The following is a 17,772-nucleotide window of genomic DNA, read 5'->3' on the forward strand; positions in this document are numbered from 1 at the left end:
AAGTGCGACATCTGTTCATACTTCACAGTGTCTTCTTTACCTTGGGGCACGGCCTCAACTTCCTAAAACTTACACAGTAAGCTTTTAGGGGATTTTCGGATCGTGCTGATCCCACTGGAGTCGTCACCCTTCACTGCTGAACCGTTTCTATTTTCAGGGTGGGCCATCATTATTCTGTAAGTTCTAAGAAGGTATCCAAATCCTCTTTTACTAGATCAATTGCTTTTTGCCAAAACTCTGGTTTTGTTAAATCAACGTTAAGATGAACCTTTGCTAGTTGCTCTACTTCCATGCGTCCCGTATCTCGTAATAGTGCAATATAGCGATCCTCAAAATCTTCACCCGCTTCTACCGCTTGTGCATAGATTCCCATACTAAACAAGTAGCCAAAGGTATAAGGGAAGTTATAAAATGGTACACCTGTAATGTGAAAATGTAGCTTTGAAGCCCAAAAATGTGGCGAATATTCCCCAAGTGCATCACAGTATGCTTCTTTTTGAGCATTAACCATCAGTTCATTTAATCTATTCCCACTTACTAAGCCTTTCTTTCGTTCTTCATAGAAGCTTGTTTCAAATAGGAACCGAGAATGAATATTCATAAAGAAAGCAATACTGCGATTTAATTTATCATCAAGTAACTGAATCTTTGCTTCCTTCGTTTCTGCCTGTTTAACTGTTGCATCTGCTACAATCATTTCTGCAAATGTAGAAGCCGTTTCTGCCACATTCATTGCATAACGCTGTGACATTTGGGGTAAGTCGTTCATTACATATTGATGATAAGCATGCCCTAGCTCATGGGCAAGTGTTGCTACATTAGATGCAGACCCATCATATGTCATAAAAATTCTGGACTGCTCGCTGATTGGAAAACTTGTGCAAAATCCACCTGGTCGTTTTCCAGGACGACTTTCTGCCTCAATCCATTGATTTTCAAAAGTCATTTTGGCGAAATCAGCCATCTTTGGACTAAAGGAACGGAATTGATCACAAATTAGTTCTGCAGCATGATCAAAACTTACTTCCTCTACGTTTTCTGAAATTGGTGCACTTACATCCACAAAGTCTAGTTTTTCCTGACCCAGTAGTTTCGCCTTTCGATCAAGATATTTGAGGAATGTTGGCTTATTTTTTGTAATCGTATCCCACATAACATCAAGTGTTTCCTGCTTCATACGATTAATTTTTAAGGGCTCTTTCAGTACCTCTTCCCAGCCACGAGCTTCGTATGTTTGAAGACGAAAACCTGCTAGGTGATTTAACGTATTTGCAAAAAGGTCCCTTTCCTTCTCCCATGCCTTTTCGTATTGTTCGAATACATGTTGTCGTACGGTACGATTTTTGTCGTTCATTAGATTAGATGCTTGACCTACGGAATATGATTTTTTCTCCCCATCTAATTCTACTTCCACTTCCATTCTTCCAACGATCGTATCGTAAAAATCTCCCCATGCATGATAACCATCAACAGATAAGGCTTCAATGAGCTTCTCTTTGTCACTAGGGAGCTTATCTTTGGCGTTTTGACGTCTTTCATTTAAATTAAATAAAATGGGCTCCATTTCCTCGATTTTTGCAAACTCCAACCATTGATCATCGTCTAATCCTAACAGTTGTTCATCGATGGAAGTTAAGATAGAGGAGTAGTAAGAATAAAGCTGCTTCGTTCGACCAGTTAAGAGCCTAGCCCCTTCATCGGTTACGTCCTGTGCGTTTAAACAGCCAACAAAGGCACCTGCTTCTCTCACTTTTTTCCCTAGCTCCTGTGCACGAAGAATATTGTTAGCGCATCCTTTTACAGTCGTTTCTTCCTTATCTAATTCCTTCTGGAAATTTTTTAGTTCAATTTCCATATTATCTAGGAATTCTTTAAATTCTGGAGAACTACTTCCCCCTTTAAAAATAACATCTAAATCCCACACTTGTTTATACTTTTCCATCTTGAGGCCTCCTATTGCTGTTTGAAAGTATTTTCCCTAAATGTCTTATTTGATCTGATTCATAAATATGAACACCTTTACTTTCCTCTTGGGCAACAGCACACATTGCTTTTGCTACATAGGTCCCTTTTATAGGCTTATATTTTTCAAAGGGCCCTACGAAAAGGACGGAAAGAGGTTTTCCTATAAGCTCTGAAACTTTTTCTCCAAAACGAAGTTCTTCTCTTTTCCCCAATAATAGTGACGGTCGAAAAACATGAAGAGTTGGAAGGTCCATTAACACTAAAGCTTCTTCTGTTTTTCCTTTTACACGGCTGTAAAAAAAGCGTGAATCACGATCTGATTGAATGGCAGTTACAATAAGAAATCGTTTTACTCCCACTTCCTTTGAAAGCTTTGCAAGTACGATAGGGTATGTATAATCTACTTTCATAAATCGTTTCTTTGATTTTGCCTTTTTCATTGTCGTTCCTAAGCAAACAAAGACATCATCAATCCCCTGAAGTAAATCCTTATGTTTTTCTAGTTTGTCAAAATCGATGGTGTATTCATTTACCAATTTTTCTTGATCAAATTTCGATTTACGCCTTGATATAATTCTAATTTCATCATATTTTTCACTTTCCATTAACTCTTGGATGAGATGTTTTCCTATCAACCCTGTAGCACCAGCAACTAAAGCTTTTTTCAACCTATTCACCTCAGTTTTAATAAACTAGAATTACTAACAATGTATCATGAATGGAAGATAAAAAGAAAGAAATCGGCTAACGACTTGCTTTATCTTTTATCTTCGTCTTTTTTCTTTTACAGGTAAATAAATTGAAAATATGGTCCCGTCTCCAAGCCTGGAGGAAACATCAATATACCCTTTCATCTCTTCAATGATTGTGTAACTTATTTGAAGACCTAAACCTGTTCCTGAATCTTTCAATGTAAAGAACGGGGTAGCCAATTGATCCTTCAGACTCAGAATCTAATTCTCATTATATTAAATACTTTTCTACAAATATTTAATATTTACGTCAATTTTTGTGAATTTTTTAATTTTTCTCTTAGTCATCTGCAAAAACACCCGGCTCATGTTGGAATTGCACCACTTTTCGATGGGTTTTCGCCGACTTCTGATGCAATCGCGTCGCTTTTCGGTGCAATCGCGCCGCTTCACGGTGGAATCGCGCCACTTCATGGCATAATCGTGCCACACCATGGCATAATCGCGCCACACCATGGCATAATCGCGCCACTTCACGGCATAATCACGCCACTTCATGGCATAATCGTGCCACTTCATGGCATAATCACGCCACTTCATGGCATAATCGTGCCACTTCATGGCATAATCGCGCCGCTTCATGGCATAATCGCGCCGCTTCATGGCATAATCGCGCCACTTCATGGCATAATCGCGCCACTTCATGGCATAATCGCGCCGCTTCATGGCATAATCGCGCCACTTCATGGCATAATCGCGCCGCTTCACGGCATAATCGCGCCACTTCATGGCATAATCGCGCCGCTTCATGGCATAATCGCGCCGCTTCATGGCATAATCGCGCCACTTCATGGCATAATCGCGCCGCTTCATGGCATAATCGCGCCGCTTCATGGCATAATCGCGCCATGTCCATATTTTCGCCATACTTTAAGTGAACAAATAATAACACCTAGCTTGGAGCCTTTTCCAAGCTAGGTGTTTAACTTTAGTTAAGATAATATTTGTACAAAGCTTGCGTACCTAAGTTTTCATTTCCTTCTTCTTGATTAGAAAGCTCCTCATACAGCTGTTTTGCCAGTTTAAGTCCTGGAGTGTTTAGCCCCATTTCCTCAGCTGATTCAATGGCAATCTTCATATCCTTTATAAAGTGTTTAATGTAAAAGCCTGGGTCAAAATCACCGTCAATCATACGTGGAGCCAATTTACTTAAAGAAAAACTCCCTGCAGCACCAGTTTCAATACTTTGAAGGACCTTCTTTTGATCAAGTCCTGCTTTCTTTGCATATACCATCGCTTCCGAAACGCCCATCATTGTACCAGCAATGACAATTTGATTCGTCATTTTTGTATATTGTCCAGATCCTGCTGGTCCTTGTAGCTGAATATTTTCTCCCATAAGTGAGAAGATTGGAAGTACACTTTCGAAAGCTTTTTCGTCTCCCCCAACCATGATGGATAGCTTTCCTTCTTTAGCACCAATATCTCCACCAGAAACAGGAGCATCCAACGCTTCGATTCCTTTTTCCTTTGCAGCTTTACTAATTTTTTGTGCTAATAATGGTGTTGACGTTGTCATATCAATTACAAATGAACCTGGTTTAGCCTTTTGAAGGATACCATCTTCCCCTAGATACACTTGTTCAACATCAGAGGGATAACCAACAATGGTGATGATAACATCGGAGTTTGTTGCAAGCCCCCCTACTGTATCGTACCAGCTAGCCCCTTGTTCTAGGAGCTCCTTCGCTTTTTCCTTCGTTCGGTTATATACATTAAGCTTATAGCCACCATTCATTATATGTTTAGCCATGCTTTTCCCCATTACACCTGTTCCTATAAAACCTACAACTAAACTATTTTTCACTTTGTACTCCACCTTTCTTACGTCTATACTTTTATACTTCTAGTAAAATATTTATTTTCCTTTTTCTATTTGAATGGGAATCTCCCAGTCTATTTCACTAACCCCAATGCTCCGTAAAAATTCATTCGTTTTAGAAAATGGTTTACTACCAAAGAAACCTCTCCTTGCAGATAAAGGACTTGGATGAGGTGATTGTATTATATAATGATGAGAATTTGTAATTAAATTCAGCTTTGCTTGTGATTTCCGTCCCCAGAGGATGAAAACCACTGGCTTTTCCCGTTCATTAAGCTTTCGAATGATTTTATCTGTAAAGAGTTCCCACCCCTTACCTTGATGGGAATCTGCTTCATGGGCTTGAACTGTTAGCACTGTGTTCAAAAGAAGGACACCTTCATCTGTCCATTTTTGTAGATGTCCATGCTTTGGAATTTCATAGCCTAAATCGTCCTTTAGCTCTTTATAAATATTGTATAAAGAACGAGGAATTTGAACCCCTGGTTGAACAGAAAAACTAAGTCCATGTGCTTGATTAGGCCCATGGTATGGATCTTGTCCTAAAATTACTGCTTTCGTTTTTTCATATGATGTTGTATGTAATGCATGAAAGATTTCATCCTTATTAGGATACACTGTTTTTTCTTTATATTCCTTCTCTAAAAACGCCCATAACTCCTTATAGTAAGGTTTATGACATTCATCCTGTAACAAAGTTGACCAATCATTTTTTACATTATTCATGATTTCCCCTCACTATTCTTTCGAACTCTCTGAAGATGCTTCATTCCTTCTCGCACACTTAAATTAGATAGGGGTTCCTGTTGAATAAATGCTTCCACTTTTTCAGGTGCTGTTTTGGAATATTCTCTTAATGCCCAGCCAATAGCTTTTCGTATAAAAAATTCGTTATCCTCTCGATTTAATTGGATTATATGAAAAAGCAGTTCTTCATTAGTTTTCTCCTTATACTTCAACTGAAATAAAATAGCTGTTCGTTTCAACCAAAAGTTTTCTGCTACTTTCCATTGATCAATATAGGTTTCTATTAAATGTGGCGATCGTAAAAATAACGGACCTACAACATTACTTGCAATCGTATCAATCGTATCCCACCACGATTTTGTTGTGATAAGCTCCTCTAGCCATGGAACGTGTTCAGCCTTTAGCCATTGAGGCTTTGCAAGAAGCATGCTAATAACTGCATATTGGTATTCCCTTTCTGGCCAAGACCAAACTTCCCTCAAAAATTTTTCAGGAAGCTCTTTTTTCTCCAATATTTTCGTCTTTGTATAAAATTCCTTTAATAATAGTTTCCGTTCAGGTGTCTTAATCCCTAAAAAAGGAAATTTATTTTTCATATACTTTTCCATTGGGCCTTGGTGTTCCTTATTTCGTCCATTAGAGAAAATATTTGTTAATTCATTCTCGTACATACATTTTACCTCCTCGTGTCATTAAAATGTTTTCAAATGATGTTCATCAGTTGTAGGTAGGCGCTTTCATCACTGGCATAAGTCCGACATCTGTTCACGCTTCACAGTGGCTTCTTTCCACTAGAGTATTCGCATTCCACTCCTGAACTATCACTTACTTTCAGGGTAGACCTTATAAATAAGTATATTGAAAGATTTACAGGAAAAACAAAGAATTTTATTAAGAATTTTCAATGAATTTATAACACTGAAAGTCTTTCATAGTTTTTAGTGTTATAAAAAATATAATTGACACCTTATTCCAAAAGTACTATATTTTAAAAAAGAATAGGAAAATAGTAGGAATAATTGAAAGGAGTAATTCGTAATGACTAAAGTAATCATAACAGACGATGCTGCTTTTATGAGAATGACTTTAAGAAATATAATAACTAATGCTGGCTTTGAGGTTGTTGCGGAAGCTGTTAATGGAATAGAGGCAGTTAAGCTTTACGAAAAGCATCGTCCTGATCTAGTAACTATGGACATAACAATGCCTGAAATGAGTGGTATTGATGCATTAATAGAAATTAAGAAAATAGATCCTGAGGCAAAAGTAATTATGTGCTCAGCTGTTGGTCAGCAAACGAAAGTAATCGATGCCATACAATATGGTGCTGCTGACTTTATCTTAAAGCCTTTTGATGAATCAAGAATAATAGAAACTATTGAAAAAACGTTGAACATAAAGAGTACAATTCTATAAAAATTTATTTGGAATTACTTACTTGGATCATACATATTGCTATTTAAATTATAAACAAGGGAGTCTACTACCTAGAAGGTAGTAGACTCCCTTGTTTTTTTACCATTGTGTGATTGTATATTGTAATTTATTTAAGTTTAAATCGTTCTACTCTTTCGCTTAAGTCCGTGCTTAACATATTTAATTGTTCTGCTGATTTACCAACAGCTTCTATTGCCTTTGACTGTTCAGTAGCAGATGCTGCAACCTGTTCTGTTGTTGCTGCTGATTGCTCTGCAACACTAGCTACATTTCCAATGGAATGAACAATGACTCCTTTTTGATCATCCATTTCTAAAAGATTTGTGCTCACTTGGTTAATTGCTATCATCATTGTCTCTATATTAGAAACAATAGAATCAAATGATTCCTGAGCATCATTAACAGCTATTTGTTGCTGTTTACTCATCGTGTTGGCTTCACCCATTGTCTGAACCACTCTTTCCGTTTCCTCTTCTACTTCTACAATGGTATTACGTATTTTTACTGTTGCATTCATTGATTGTTCAGCTAGTTTACGAACTTCATCAGCTACTATAGCAAACCCTCGGCCATGCTCTCCAGCTCTTGCTGCTTCAATACTAGCATTTAACGCTAATAAATTTGTTTGATCTGCAAATTCAGATATCAAATTTATAACTTGATTAATTTCTTTAACTCTATTGGATAATCCCTCAATTGTTTCACTTACATGATTAAACACGTTATTTGTTTCTCTAGTACGTTCTGTTAAAATTTGCATTTGCTGTATACCTAATTCTGTTGAGTCTTTTATTATGATGGATGTACCATTCATTTCTTTCGTTTTATCAGAAGCATTTGTTACCTTTACTGAAAAATTCATCATTTGTTGATTAGATTCTTCTATATCTTCTGCTTGATTTGTTGCTCCTGATGCCACTTCATTTATTGCTGTTAGGATTTCGTCACTTGTAGCTACCGTTTCCTCTGATACAGCCGTTAACTCCTCAGCCATTGTTTTACAATCTGTTACTGACGATTTAATTGATCCGATAAGCCCTTTTAACTGATCACTCATTTCATTTACCGACTTAGCTAACATACTAATCTCGTCTTTTCCTTTATCGGCAGCTTTTTCTGTGAAATCTCCTGATGCCATTCTTTTTAATTGGCTATTTAATTGTCGTATTGGCTTTGTTAATAAATGACTCATAATCGAAGAACCAATGATTGCGATGATAATCACAACTGCTGATACGATAAAAAACAGATTACGAGTAGTATTTAATTCAGCAAATAGATCTTTGTCATTATAAACAGTCATTACCTTCCAATCGATACCTCTCACTGTATCGAAATAGATCGTTTCTGATTGCCCTGCTAAATCTATTCTACCTGCTTGACTTTCATATAGATCTTCTATGTACGATTGGTTAGAAAGATCTTCACCTATCATTTCATTAATTGTATGTGCAATAACTACTCCGTTATTTGTTAATAATGCTAACTCACCGTCATACCCTACTTCTATTTCTGCCAGTAAAGCCGTTAGATCATCTAGTAATATATCTATAGCCATTACTCCTAAAACATTGTTATTGTTTGCAGTCGTTATTGCTTTAGCAACGGTAATCATTTGTTCACCAGTACTAACATCTAAATAAGGTTCCGTCCAAATTACTTCACCTGTTTCAGACACAGCTTCTTGATACCAAGGCCTCTCTCTTGGATCAAAACCATCAGGTAAGTCTACTAATGGAGTAGAGTGTAAATTTCCTGCTTCTGTCCCTACATACATGAGCTGAGCAACAGATTCCATTTCCATAAATATTTTATGTGAATTAGCGATACTATCCCAAATACGTCTTGCTTCAACGCTATCTTCATTTTCCAAATATATAAACTCACGTAAATTTTGATCCTCTCCCATTAGAACAACTGTATTGTAATATTTACGTAAGTACGTATCTATATATCTTTCTACTTCAGTTCCAGTTGCTAGAGCATTTTCTTCAACTGAGCTTTCAATATTCGAGCTTAGTTGACTAAAGATCACAAATGATGTTGTAATCATCATTAAAATGATAAAAATACAAGTAAAACTAATTAATTTTCCTCTAATCGATTGAAACACCTAATTTCCACCCTTCAAATTTATAATTCACTTATTATGATATCAATCACCTTTTTTGCACCAATTATTCATTATGAATTACTAAAGTGGAATTCACAAGATTATTTTGTCGTTTATTGTCGATATATAAAATGTTCCTATTATTTCATTAAGAGAGAATTTATATATATAAATTGTTTTTGTACTAATATATTGCAAAGCTTTTTGCACATCCTTTTGAAACTGCTACAATAATCTTAGGTTGTTTTTACACTTTAATTTCAACGAATTACCGAAGGATGGATTAGTTGTGAAAAAAATATACATTATACACGAGAATGATGAATGGACGAAGCCTTTATTAAAAGCATTGGAAGAGGAAAATGTCCCTTTTGAAGATTGGCATTTACATGAAGGAGTTGTGCCTTTAGATGAGGAGCCTCCAGAAGGTGTTTTCTATAATCGAATGAGTGCTTCCTCCCATAGCCGAGGACATCGGTATGCTCCAGAGCTTACCCATGCTGTTTTAGCTTGGCTTGAAGGATACGGCAGAATAGTTTTAAACGGAAGTAATGCCCTTAAGCTTGAGTTGAGTAAGGTTGCACAGTATGAAGCATTAAAACGTTTTGATGTTTTAACACCAAAAACAACAGCAGCTGTTGGGGAAAAGAAGCTCCTTCAAGCAGCAGAAAATTTTCCTTCCCCATTTATTACGAAGCATAATCGGGCTGGGAAGGGATTAGGTGTACATAAATTCGATTCTAAAAATAGTCTTGAAGACTGGCTTAAGCGTGGCCAATTGGAGCCTTCTGTTGACGGTGTTATGCTGTTACAGCAATACATTTCTTCCCCTTCTCAAACGATTACTCGCTGTGAGTTTGTTGGAGGTAAGTTCCTTTATGCTGTGAAAGTAGATACATCGGAAGGCTTTGAGTTATGCCCTGCGGAAGCGTGTAACATTGGGGATCAATTTTGTCCTACCGACGGATCGGATCCTCTTGTACAAAAGCCTAAATTTGAAATTATCGAAAACTACCGTGATCCTATTATTGAAAAGTATGAAAGATTTTTGGCATCAGAAGGCATTTATTTTGCCGGTATAGAAAACATTACTGATGAGCAAGGAAGAGTATATACTTACGATGTTAATACGAATACAAATTATAACTCGCAGGCTGAAGAAAGACTAAATAAATTTTTTGGAATGAAAGAAGTAGCAAGAGCATTAAAAGCAGAATGGCAATCACTATAATTGGGAATTAGAATTTGGATAGGAGGGAAAAACATTTGAAACCGATTGATCCGTTAAAAGTTCAAGAAACGATTACAAGTTTAAGTGGGAAGAAATTATATGTACATTTGGAGACAACGAATGGCGCTTACGCTACCCATAAGAACGCATCCTTTTTTTCTGCAGGTGCTTTTATCCGAAACGTCCAGCTTACTTTTTTACATGGAAGTATAAAGGGAAAGGGTCCATACCGTATTGGGCTAGAGACGGAATTAGGGTGGCTTTACGCAGAAGGGTTGACAGATTGGGAAATAGATACGCTAGATAGAGTATTATTTGCTGGTCATGATCAAGATGGAAAGTTAGCAATAGCTCTCCAATTAAGTGAACAGCCATTTCCAAAATAACTACTCGATTTTTTTTAATTAAAAGATATATTCACTTATAAACGGAGTTCTAGATTAAGGAGTGATTAAATGGAACGACATGTACTTGTAGTATTTCCCCATCCAGATGATGAAGCTTTTGGTGTAGCTGGAACCATCTTGTCACACACGACAAATTCAACCCCAGTTACATACATCTGTTTAACGTTAGGTGAAATGGGACGAAATATGGGTAGACCTCTCATAGCTAGTCGGGAAACACTTCCTGAGATTCGAAAAAAGGAGTTAGACGAAGCCTGTAAGCTATTAGGTATAACTGATTTGAGACATTTCGGTATGAGAGATAAGACAGTAGAATTTACAGACCAAAAAGTTCTGATCGATCGAATTCTTCAAGTAATTAAAGAAGTAAATCCATCATTAGTCATTACCTTTTATCCTGGTTATTCTGTACACCCTGATCATGATGCTACAGGGGCAGCAGTCATCCAGGCTATTCAAAAACTACCTAGTTCGGAAAGGCCTACCGTCCATGCATTAGCTTTTTCAAAAGATTGTGAGGATGTTATTGGACCTCCAGATGTCATTAATGACGTAGCAAACTATTCTTCAAATAAGCTACAAGTTATGGAAGCACACGAATCTCAAACAGCAGGCATGATTGACGCTTTAAAGGAAGCTTTCTTAAAAAAGGATGAGGCAGCCGTAGCGAGGCTTACAGTTGAAAGATTTTGGACCTATCCCATTCATAACGATAGGCCTTAAGAAATTGGAAGTTGGATGTCGGATGTCGAAAACCTGACACTGGAAAAAAGCTAAATTCAAACTTAGTATGGTAGAGTTCATGCAAGTAGAACTTAGTTGAACCTGGTTTAAATGAACCGGGTTCTTTTTTATCTGAGTTCAAACTAATTCATACTACCTCATGCTCGCGGGTTGAACCGTTTTTTTTACTCGGTCTACTTGTACCCGGTTTAAAGTTGCCTGCGTTCATCTGCAGGACTTCAACTTTTGCAGTTAGTTTAAGTTTCAATGCACCCATACTATGCATCCTAAATTATAAAAGCGAGCTCATTCGTTAATTAGACGATTGAGTCGCTTTTATAATCTTAATACGTTATAGCTCGTATCCATTATGAATAATGATCCTTCCTGATTGTATTTAAATTGGATATATAACTTAGATGCACCTATGAAAGACTTTTATTTTCCAACTTTTCATATTTATATGGAAAGGTTTCACCAGTTAAATCTTGCAAAGCTTGTGATACCTTTTTTGTCGATAGGACGTTATAGGAAAATGTTCGATATTGGTTTGGAAAACGCGCAGTAATTTCTACTAATACACGTTCGACCTCGAAGCGAACAATCTGATCCGCTTCAATCACTGTTTTAATCTTTCTAAAAATAGGTACAAAAAGGACAAAGCCATTTGTAATTACTAAATACCCTCTCTTTTCCATTCGAATTCGAACAGCATCTACAATAAGCTTGGGTTTTTCATTGACTATTGCTTTTACTTTTTGTTTTACAATAAACAGAAATAAAATGTCTACTCCAAACGTCACTAAGAAGGCAACTACTAAGCAAATGGAGGCGTAAACCCAATTCCATTGCCAAAACAAGAATGTTCCTAAACCTCCAAACAACACCCATGTAACAACATAACGGAAATATTTATCTGTAATCGGCATCGTACGATTCACCATTTTCTCACCTCCTTTTTGTTATTATTTCATAAGGCTAAAAAAGTATATAAGGGTAGTTTACATAAATCAAAATGCAAATGTAGGAGAATTATGTCAGTAATAAAAAAAATATATGAATTTTCTTAAATAATTCATTATATTCCATGGGGGTAAGACTTATTCACAAGTTTTAGACAATCGGGTGTTTAATCTATGAAAAATAAAGCTACTGCCTGTTTATAAACAGTAGCTTTTGAGGATGTAAACTTAATGTTTAGAAATCATTTAGAATCCATAAACCTTAGCGAAAGCGAAATAAATCCCCGTAAATAATTTTATCAGAATAGAAAAGCTCCCATTCTGCACGGTCCCTTAAGCTATTACAGTTTTCCAAATTTACTATATTACCTGTTTCAGAATCGAAGCATTCATCATTATGAAATATATACTTATCAGTTATGACCGTTCCGTTTCGCAATACGACGAAATCATCTCGTTCCTCAGAAAACAAATCGCTTCCGAACATTACTTGATCCTCTTTTTCAGGAATACCTAGTAGGTTTAACAGTGTTGGCATTACGTCTATTTGACCTGACACCGTGTTTATGGTTTCCCCTTCCATCCCTGGGATGTGAATAATGAGAGGGACCTGTTCAAGTTTTACTTTGTCTACGGTACCTATCTCTTTTCCTAAAAACTCTCCAAGGGCATCATAATGGGTATCCGTAAGCCCATAATGATCACCATACATGACGATGATCGTATTTTCATATAACCCTTTTTCCTTTAACTGTTCCACCATTATTCGCATTGATTCATCTGTGTAACGAACCGTTGGGAAAAATTTATTAAGAATCTCACTTTCAGAGTCATAAGGTTCAATAAAATGATCCTCTTCATCTAATTCATAAGGAAAGTGGTTTGTTAAAGTTAACAAAGTACTATAGAATGGCTGTGGAATCGTCGTTAAATAATTCATCGTTTGCTCCACAAAATCAATATCCTTCAATCCCCAGCCAACAGAGTTTTCATCCGTAATTTCATACGCATCAATATCATAATAATGGTCATAACCAAGGGTCTCATACATTTCTATTCGATTGTAAAAAGTTCCATCATTCGCATGAAAGGATGCAGTGTAATATCCCTCGTTAGAAAGTATTTCAGGTAATGCTTCATATTCATTATTATCATGGGTATGGAAAACTGCACCTCTCCCTAAAGGATAAAGAGAATTATTGATTAAAAATTCTGCATCGGATGTTTTCCCTTGCCCCGTTTGATAATAAAAGTTATCAAAATAAAAGCTTTCTTTTATGAATTCATTTAAAAACGGTGTAATCTCTTCTCCATTCACAGTTTCACCTATGAAAAAGTTTTCAAATGATTCTAGAGAAACAGATATGACATTCATGTCTTTTGCCACGCCAAAAAATTCTTCGTTTGTAGGAGTTTCATATTTTTCAAGATGCTCATTAATACGGTTCCAGTCGTCTTTATCAGCAAAAACCGTCTGACTTCTTGTAGTCGTATGGATAAAAACATCGTAAATATAAAAGTTATATAAACCAATTTTTTGAACAATGTGGTCTCTGTTAAAGGAATGTGCCCTCGTTTCAGAATTGTCTACTTGCATCATTAAAAAAATCGTTATTGCAGCAATTCCAATAACAGCATATTTGCTTTTTGACTTACGTAATGACACCTGTGTTACAGAGAGTCCAATATTCTTTTTAAACGATAAAAATCCGATAATGATTACATCTAAAAAGTAAAAAATATCATACCATTGAATAAGTTCAAAAATACTAGTACTCAAATCACCCATATTTGCACTCATTACAAGCATTGGTAGGGTTATGATGTCACTAAATTCCCGATAATAAACTGTATTGGAATAAAGAACGGTAGCTAGTAATATGGTGATCACTAAGAAGTACTTTTTTTGAATGGATGGTCTAAAAACCAAACCGAGAAAGAAGATAATAAGTAAAAATGCTAAGGGGTTAAAGGCAAAAATAATGGCTTCTGTATATTGATTAATATTGATATTAAACGTATAGCTAGAAACGATAAATGTCTTTAACCATAACAATACTAAGCAAAACAGCATAAAACTATGGTTTTTGACAAACTTTTTCATCTGAACTGCATCCCTTTCTATCTTTTATAAAAGCATGTGCTCACAACTGTACATACTATATAGACGTGATACACTCCAAAATAGTTTCACATTTACATTATTTAAGAGACTTAATATTTATTACCCGTTTTTCAAACTTTTTAAGCCTAACTTTTTTTATATGGTATTCAACCTTCGAAATACGTGGTACAAAATCTTAGATCTATAAACATAAATGCTTAATTTCATTACGCGTTGTGTGAAGTTTTAATTGTATGGGGATGGGAAGTCTACTCTGAAAATAGGAACGGTTCAGCTTGGCTGCATTCTATATTACCGCAAACTTGCTTTTCCGATTTGCAGGCTTATTGGAGGGCTTCTATACTACTGCAAACCTTCTTTTTTCCCTTTTGCAGACTCATTAAAGACCGCAAAGCCGCAAAATCATGAGAAGTGCTAGCATTGAGAGAACAGTTTCATTCTCAATGGTGCAAATCTTCACCTGCACGGACTTCTAGAATGGTAAATATTGTTCATAATTCATGAAAAATTTGAAAATACTATTGAAGCTGATACAATTAAAGCGAATGACTGTATGACTTATTGAAAAGGGGTATGTAAATGAAATCATTTGAAGAAAAGTTAGAAAAATATGCAGAATTAGCGGTAAAGATTGGTGTTAATATTCAAAAGGGACAAACACTTGTCATTAATTCACCTATTTCTTCTGCTGATTTTACTCGTTTAGTGGCTAAAAAAGCATATGAAGTTGGGGCAAAAAATGTGCATGTTGAATGGAATGATGATGATCTATTACGCATGAAGTATGACATGGCACCATTTGAAGCTTTTACGGAATTTCCTCAATGGAAAGCAGAAGGATATGAAAAGCTGGCAGAAGAAGGCGCCGCTTTTATGACGATCAAATCCACAGATCCAGAGCTCTTAAAAGGCGTTGATCCTGAAAAAATCGCAGCTGCAAATAAAGCTAGCGGTCAAGCGATGGATACATTTAGAAGTTACATACAATCGGATAAAATAAGCTGGCTTGTTATTTCTGCACCATCTAAAGCTTGGGCTGCAAAAGTATTTCCTAATGCGCCAGAAGAAGAGCAAGAGGCGAAGCTTTGGGAAGCAATGTTTGAAGCGACTCGTGTAAATACAGCTGATCCTGTAGCCGCTTGGAAAGAGCATGATCAAAATCTTCAAAACAAAGCCAAATTTTTGAACGAGAAAAAATATACACAACTACAATTTAAAGCTCCTGGTACTGATCTTAAGATCGACCTTCCTGAAGGGCACATTTGGATTGGTGGAGGTGGCCCAACTCAGAATGGCGTCCATTTCGTTGCCAACATGCCAACAGAGGAAGTGTTTACTGCACCGAAGAAGGATGGGGTTAACGGGACTGTTACTAATACAAAGCCTTTGAATTATGGTGGGAATACGATAGATGGCTTTTCGTTAACATTTGAAAACGGTAAAGTCGTTGATTTTAAAGCAGAAGTTGGAGAAGATACACTCAAGCATCTATTAGACACGGATGAAGGAGCAAGGTTCTTAGGTGAGGTTGCTCTTGTACCACATAGTTCCCCTATTTCTCAATCCGGAATTTTGTTTTATAACACGTTATACGACGAGAATGCATCCAATCATATTGCATTAGGAAGCGCTTATTCTACATGTATCGAAACTGGAGCAACAATGACGAAGGAAGAGCTTGCTGCTGCTGGTTTAAATACGAGCATTACCCACGTAGATTTCATGATTGGATCTGCCGACATGAATATTGATGGTTTGAAGGAAGATGGTTCTACTGAAGCAATTTTCCGTAATGGTGAATGGGCTGTTTAAAAAATTTGTTAAAATTACGAAAGCTAGTTGAGAACCACACACATTCTTCAAACATTTTCCAGCTAATGTTTTCGTACAATTTGATATTATATAACGATTAAACCTAGCATAGTGGATGCAAACCACTTGCTAGGTTTTCTTATTTCAATAATAAATTTTCAGTTTTTTCAAAAAATATTACTTTTTTTCTGGTGAACGAAATATACTAGATCATCAAATGTACAAGGGGTGATTGTATGGCGGAAAGGATTGAACATTGGCTTGATGTGATTAATGGAGTCGTGTGGGGACCTCCGATGCTTATTTTGATTGTTGGGACAGGTATCTTCTTGACGGTACGCCTTGCATTTTTACAATTTCGTACTCTACCTTATGCATTAAAGCTTGCCTTTAGTCGGAAGGCTCAGGACAAGAAATCACCTGGGGATATTTCTCACTTCCAAGCATTAACAACGGCACTAGCAGCAACAATTGGTACAGGGAATATTGCTGGGGTTGCTACCGCAGTCGTTCTTGGGGGACCGGGGGCTGTATTTTGGATGTGGATTTCTGCATTATTTGGAATGGCTACAAAATATGCGGAAGCCATTCTTGCGGTTAAATATCGCGTTCAAAATAAGAAAGGAGAATTTTCTGGTGGTCCAATGTATTACATTGAAAAGGGCTTAAAGCTTAAGTGGCTTGCAGTACTTTTCGCAATCTTTGGTGCTATCGCTGCATTTGGAATAGGGAATGTGGTGCAATCAAATGAAGTATCTTCTGCATTAAACAATGCTTTTAGTATTCCACCATTTGTTACTGGTCTTGTATTAACCATTTTAGCTGGTCTCGTCATAATCGGTGGAATAAAAAGTATTGGTAAAGTAACAGCATATGTTGTACCATTTATGGCCCTTTTCTATGTTCTTGCAGGACTTACCATTATTATTATGAATTTTGACCTAGTACCGGCAGCTGTAACTACGATTTTCTCAGAAGCATTTTCACCTGCTGCTGTTATAGGTGGTGGAATTGGGGCAGCTATTCGATACGGGGTTGCCCGTGGTGTTTTCTCAAACGAAGCTGGTCTCGGGTCTGCTCCAATTGCCGCAGCGGCCGCTAGAACCGATTATCCTGGGCGACAAGCTCTCGTTTCCATGACACAGGTTTTTATTGATACGATTATCGTATGTTCCATTACAGGTATCTCTATTGTCATGGCGGGAATTTACTTTGACGGTTTAGATGGCGCAGCCTTAACTGCCCAATCCTTTGAGTTCTTCTTAGGTGGGGCTGGATCAACCATCGTTACAATAGGGCTTACCTTCTTCGCCTTCTCTACTATTTTAGGCTGGTCCTATTACGGGGAAAAGTGCTTTAATTACTTGTTTAAAGAGGAAAGCACGAAATACTATAGAATACTATTTGTTTTATTGGTTTTTGTTGGTGCACTAGGTTCAAATGCAATTATTTGGCACTTTGCAGATGCCATGAATGCATTGATGGCAGTACCAAACTTAATCGGACTCCTTGGTCTTTCTGGTATTGTTGTAGCAGAGACCCATCGTTTCTTGAAGGTAGCGAGAGAAGAAAAGGAACAGAACAAAGCTTCATAGCTTAAAAATATATTATTATAAGAAATTTCAGAAAAATTTGAAGGTTGTTGCAGTTTATTTGCAGCAGCCTTTTTATTATTG

16 protein-coding genes are annotated in these 17,772 nt (G+C 36.7%); 6 read left to right on the forward strand and 10 right to left on the reverse strand.

What is annotated here, in order from left to right:
• Positions 1-169: 169 nt before the first annotated feature.
• The 7 genes from QA612_RS07840 to QA612_RS07870 form a co-directional block, all read right to left on the reverse strand.
• On the reverse strand, positions 170-1,942 hold the full coding sequence (locus tag QA612_RS07840) for a M3 family oligoendopeptidase (protein WP_278283237.1): 1,773 nt from the start codon (positions 1,940-1,942) through the stop codon (positions 170-172).
• Complete coding sequence (locus tag QA612_RS07845; RefSeq protein WP_278283238.1) at positions 1,929-2,633, reverse strand: NAD(P)H-binding protein; 705 nt, start codon at positions 2,631-2,633, stop codon at positions 1,929-1,931. The genes QA612_RS07840 and QA612_RS07845 overlap by 14 nt, the downstream gene beginning before the upstream one ends.
• A gap of 96 nt (positions 2,634-2,729) precedes the next feature.
• Complete coding sequence (locus tag QA612_RS07850) at positions 2,730-2,897, reverse strand: ATP-binding protein (protein WP_278283239.1); 168 nt, start codon at positions 2,895-2,897, stop codon at positions 2,730-2,732.
• Positions 2,898-2,945: 48 nt separating this feature from the next.
• A complete protein-coding gene (locus QA612_RS07855; protein WP_278283240.1) occupies positions 2,946-3,551 on the reverse strand; it encodes a hypothetical protein in 606 nt (201 codons plus the stop codon).
• 94 nt (positions 3,552-3,645) lie between these two features.
• On the reverse strand, positions 3,646-4,524 hold the full coding sequence (locus QA612_RS07860) for an NAD(P)-dependent oxidoreductase (protein WP_278283241.1): 879 nt from the start codon (positions 4,522-4,524) through the stop codon (positions 3,646-3,648).
• A gap of 51 nt (positions 4,525-4,575) precedes the next feature.
• The gene (locus QA612_RS07865; RefSeq protein ID WP_481804420.1) at positions 4,576-5,265 is read right to left on the reverse strand and encodes a uracil-DNA glycosylase; all 690 of its coding nucleotides are present in this window, start codon (positions 5,263-5,265) and stop codon (positions 4,576-4,578) included.
• Positions 5,262-5,957 (reverse strand): DNA alkylation repair protein, encoded by a 696-nt coding sequence (locus QA612_RS07870; protein ID WP_278283242.1) that lies wholly within the window; start codon positions 5,955-5,957, stop codon positions 5,262-5,264. Before QA612_RS07870 ends, QA612_RS07865 begins: the two co-directional genes overlap by 4 nt.
• Before the next feature lie 367 nt (positions 5,958-6,324).
• On the opposite strand from QA612_RS07870, the gene QA612_RS07875 reads away from it, so the two are divergent.
• Complete coding sequence (locus QA612_RS07875; protein WP_278283243.1) at positions 6,325-6,702, forward strand: response regulator; 378 nt, start codon at positions 6,325-6,327, stop codon at positions 6,700-6,702.
• A 127-nt stretch (positions 6,703-6,829) separates the two neighbouring features.
• Here the strand turns inward: QA612_RS07875 and QA612_RS07880 are convergent, their stop codons facing one another.
• A complete protein-coding gene (locus tag QA612_RS07880; RefSeq protein ID WP_278283244.1) occupies positions 6,830-8,836 on the reverse strand; it encodes a methyl-accepting chemotaxis protein in 2,007 nt (668 codons plus the stop codon).
• 289 nt (positions 8,837-9,125) lie between these two features.
• On the opposite strand from QA612_RS07880, the gene QA612_RS07885 reads away from it, so the two are divergent.
• From QA612_RS07885 to bshB2, 3 genes are all read left to right on the forward strand, one after another.
• Positions 9,126-10,067: an ATP-grasp domain-containing protein gene (locus QA612_RS07885; protein WP_278283245.1), complete on the forward strand. Its 942-nt coding sequence runs from the start codon at positions 9,126-9,128 to the stop codon at positions 10,065-10,067.
• Between the two features lie 35 nt (positions 10,068-10,102).
• A complete protein-coding gene (locus tag QA612_RS07890) occupies positions 10,103-10,453 on the forward strand; it encodes a YojF family protein (protein WP_278283246.1) in 351 nt (116 codons plus the stop codon).
• Between the two features lie 69 nt (positions 10,454-10,522).
• Complete coding sequence (gene bshB2, locus QA612_RS07895; RefSeq protein ID WP_278283247.1) at positions 10,523-11,197, forward strand: bacillithiol biosynthesis deacetylase BshB2; 675 nt, start codon at positions 10,523-10,525, stop codon at positions 11,195-11,197.
• 425 nt (positions 11,198-11,622) lie between these two features.
• Here bshB2 and QA612_RS07900 read toward each other — a convergent pair whose 3' ends face one another.
• Together QA612_RS07900 and QA612_RS07905 are read right to left on the reverse strand one after the other, a co-directional pair.
• Positions 11,623-12,141, reverse strand: coding sequence for a hypothetical protein (locus QA612_RS07900; RefSeq protein ID WP_278283248.1), 519 nt, complete (start codon positions 12,139-12,141; stop codon positions 11,623-11,625).
• 280 nt (positions 12,142-12,421) lie between these two features.
• The gene (locus tag QA612_RS07905; protein ID WP_278283249.1) at positions 12,422-14,263 is read right to left on the reverse strand and encodes an LTA synthase family protein; all 1,842 of its coding nucleotides are present in this window, start codon (positions 14,261-14,263) and stop codon (positions 12,422-12,424) included.
• A gap of 600 nt (positions 14,264-14,863) precedes the next feature.
• Between QA612_RS07905 and QA612_RS07910 the strand changes: the two genes are divergently transcribed.
• Both QA612_RS07910 and QA612_RS07915 read left to right on the forward strand, forming a co-directional pair.
• Complete coding sequence (locus tag QA612_RS07910) at positions 14,864-16,096, forward strand: aminopeptidase (RefSeq protein WP_278283250.1); 1,233 nt, start codon at positions 14,864-14,866, stop codon at positions 16,094-16,096.
• Positions 16,097-16,332: 236 nt separating this feature from the next.
• On the forward strand, positions 16,333-17,691 hold the full coding sequence (locus QA612_RS07915) for an alanine/glycine:cation symporter family protein (RefSeq protein WP_278283251.1): 1,359 nt from the start codon (positions 16,333-16,335) through the stop codon (positions 17,689-17,691).
• Positions 17,692-17,772: the final 81 nt, after the last annotated feature.

It is taken from the genome of Evansella sp. AB-P1 (genome assembly GCF_029688925.1).
GTDB lineage: Bacteria > Bacillota > Bacilli > Bacillales > Salisediminibacteriaceae > Evansella.

Bases quoted from the DNA above. Each gene is read 5' to 3' on its own strand.
- QA612_RS07900 (WP_278283248.1), bottom strand. From the start codon at position 12,141: ATGGTGAATCGTACGATGCCGATTACAGATAAATATTTCCGTTATGTT.
- QA612_RS07905 (WP_278283249.1), bottom strand. From the start codon at position 14,263: ATGAAAAAGTTTGTCAAAAACCATAGTTTTATGCTGTTTTGCTTAGTA.
- QA612_RS07855 (WP_278283240.1), bottom strand. From the start codon at position 3,551: ATGAAGCGGCGCGATTATGCCATGAAGCGGCGCGATTATGCCATGAAG.
- QA612_RS07840 (WP_278283237.1), bottom strand. From the start codon at position 1,942: ATGGAAAAGTATAAACAAGTGTGGGATTTAGATGTTATTTTTAAAGGG.
- QA612_RS07915 (WP_278283251.1), top strand. From the start codon at position 16,333: ATGGCGGAAAGGATTGAACATTGGCTTGATGTGATTAATGGAGTCGTG.
- QA612_RS07910 (WP_278283250.1), top strand. From the start codon at position 14,864: ATGAAATCATTTGAAGAAAAGTTAGAAAAATATGCAGAATTAGCGGTA.
- QA612_RS07875 (WP_278283243.1), top strand. From the start codon at position 6,325: ATGACTAAAGTAATCATAACAGACGATGCTGCTTTTATGAGAATGACT.
- QA612_RS07865 (WP_481804420.1), bottom strand. From the start codon at position 5,265: ATGAATAATGTAAAAAATGATTGGTCAACTTTGTTACAGGATGAATGT.
- QA612_RS07870 (WP_278283242.1), bottom strand. From the start codon at position 5,957: ATGTACGAGAATGAATTAACAAATATTTTCTCTAATGGACGAAATAAG.
- bshB2 (WP_278283247.1), top strand. From the start codon at position 10,523: ATGGAACGACATGTACTTGTAGTATTTCCCCATCCAGATGATGAAGCT.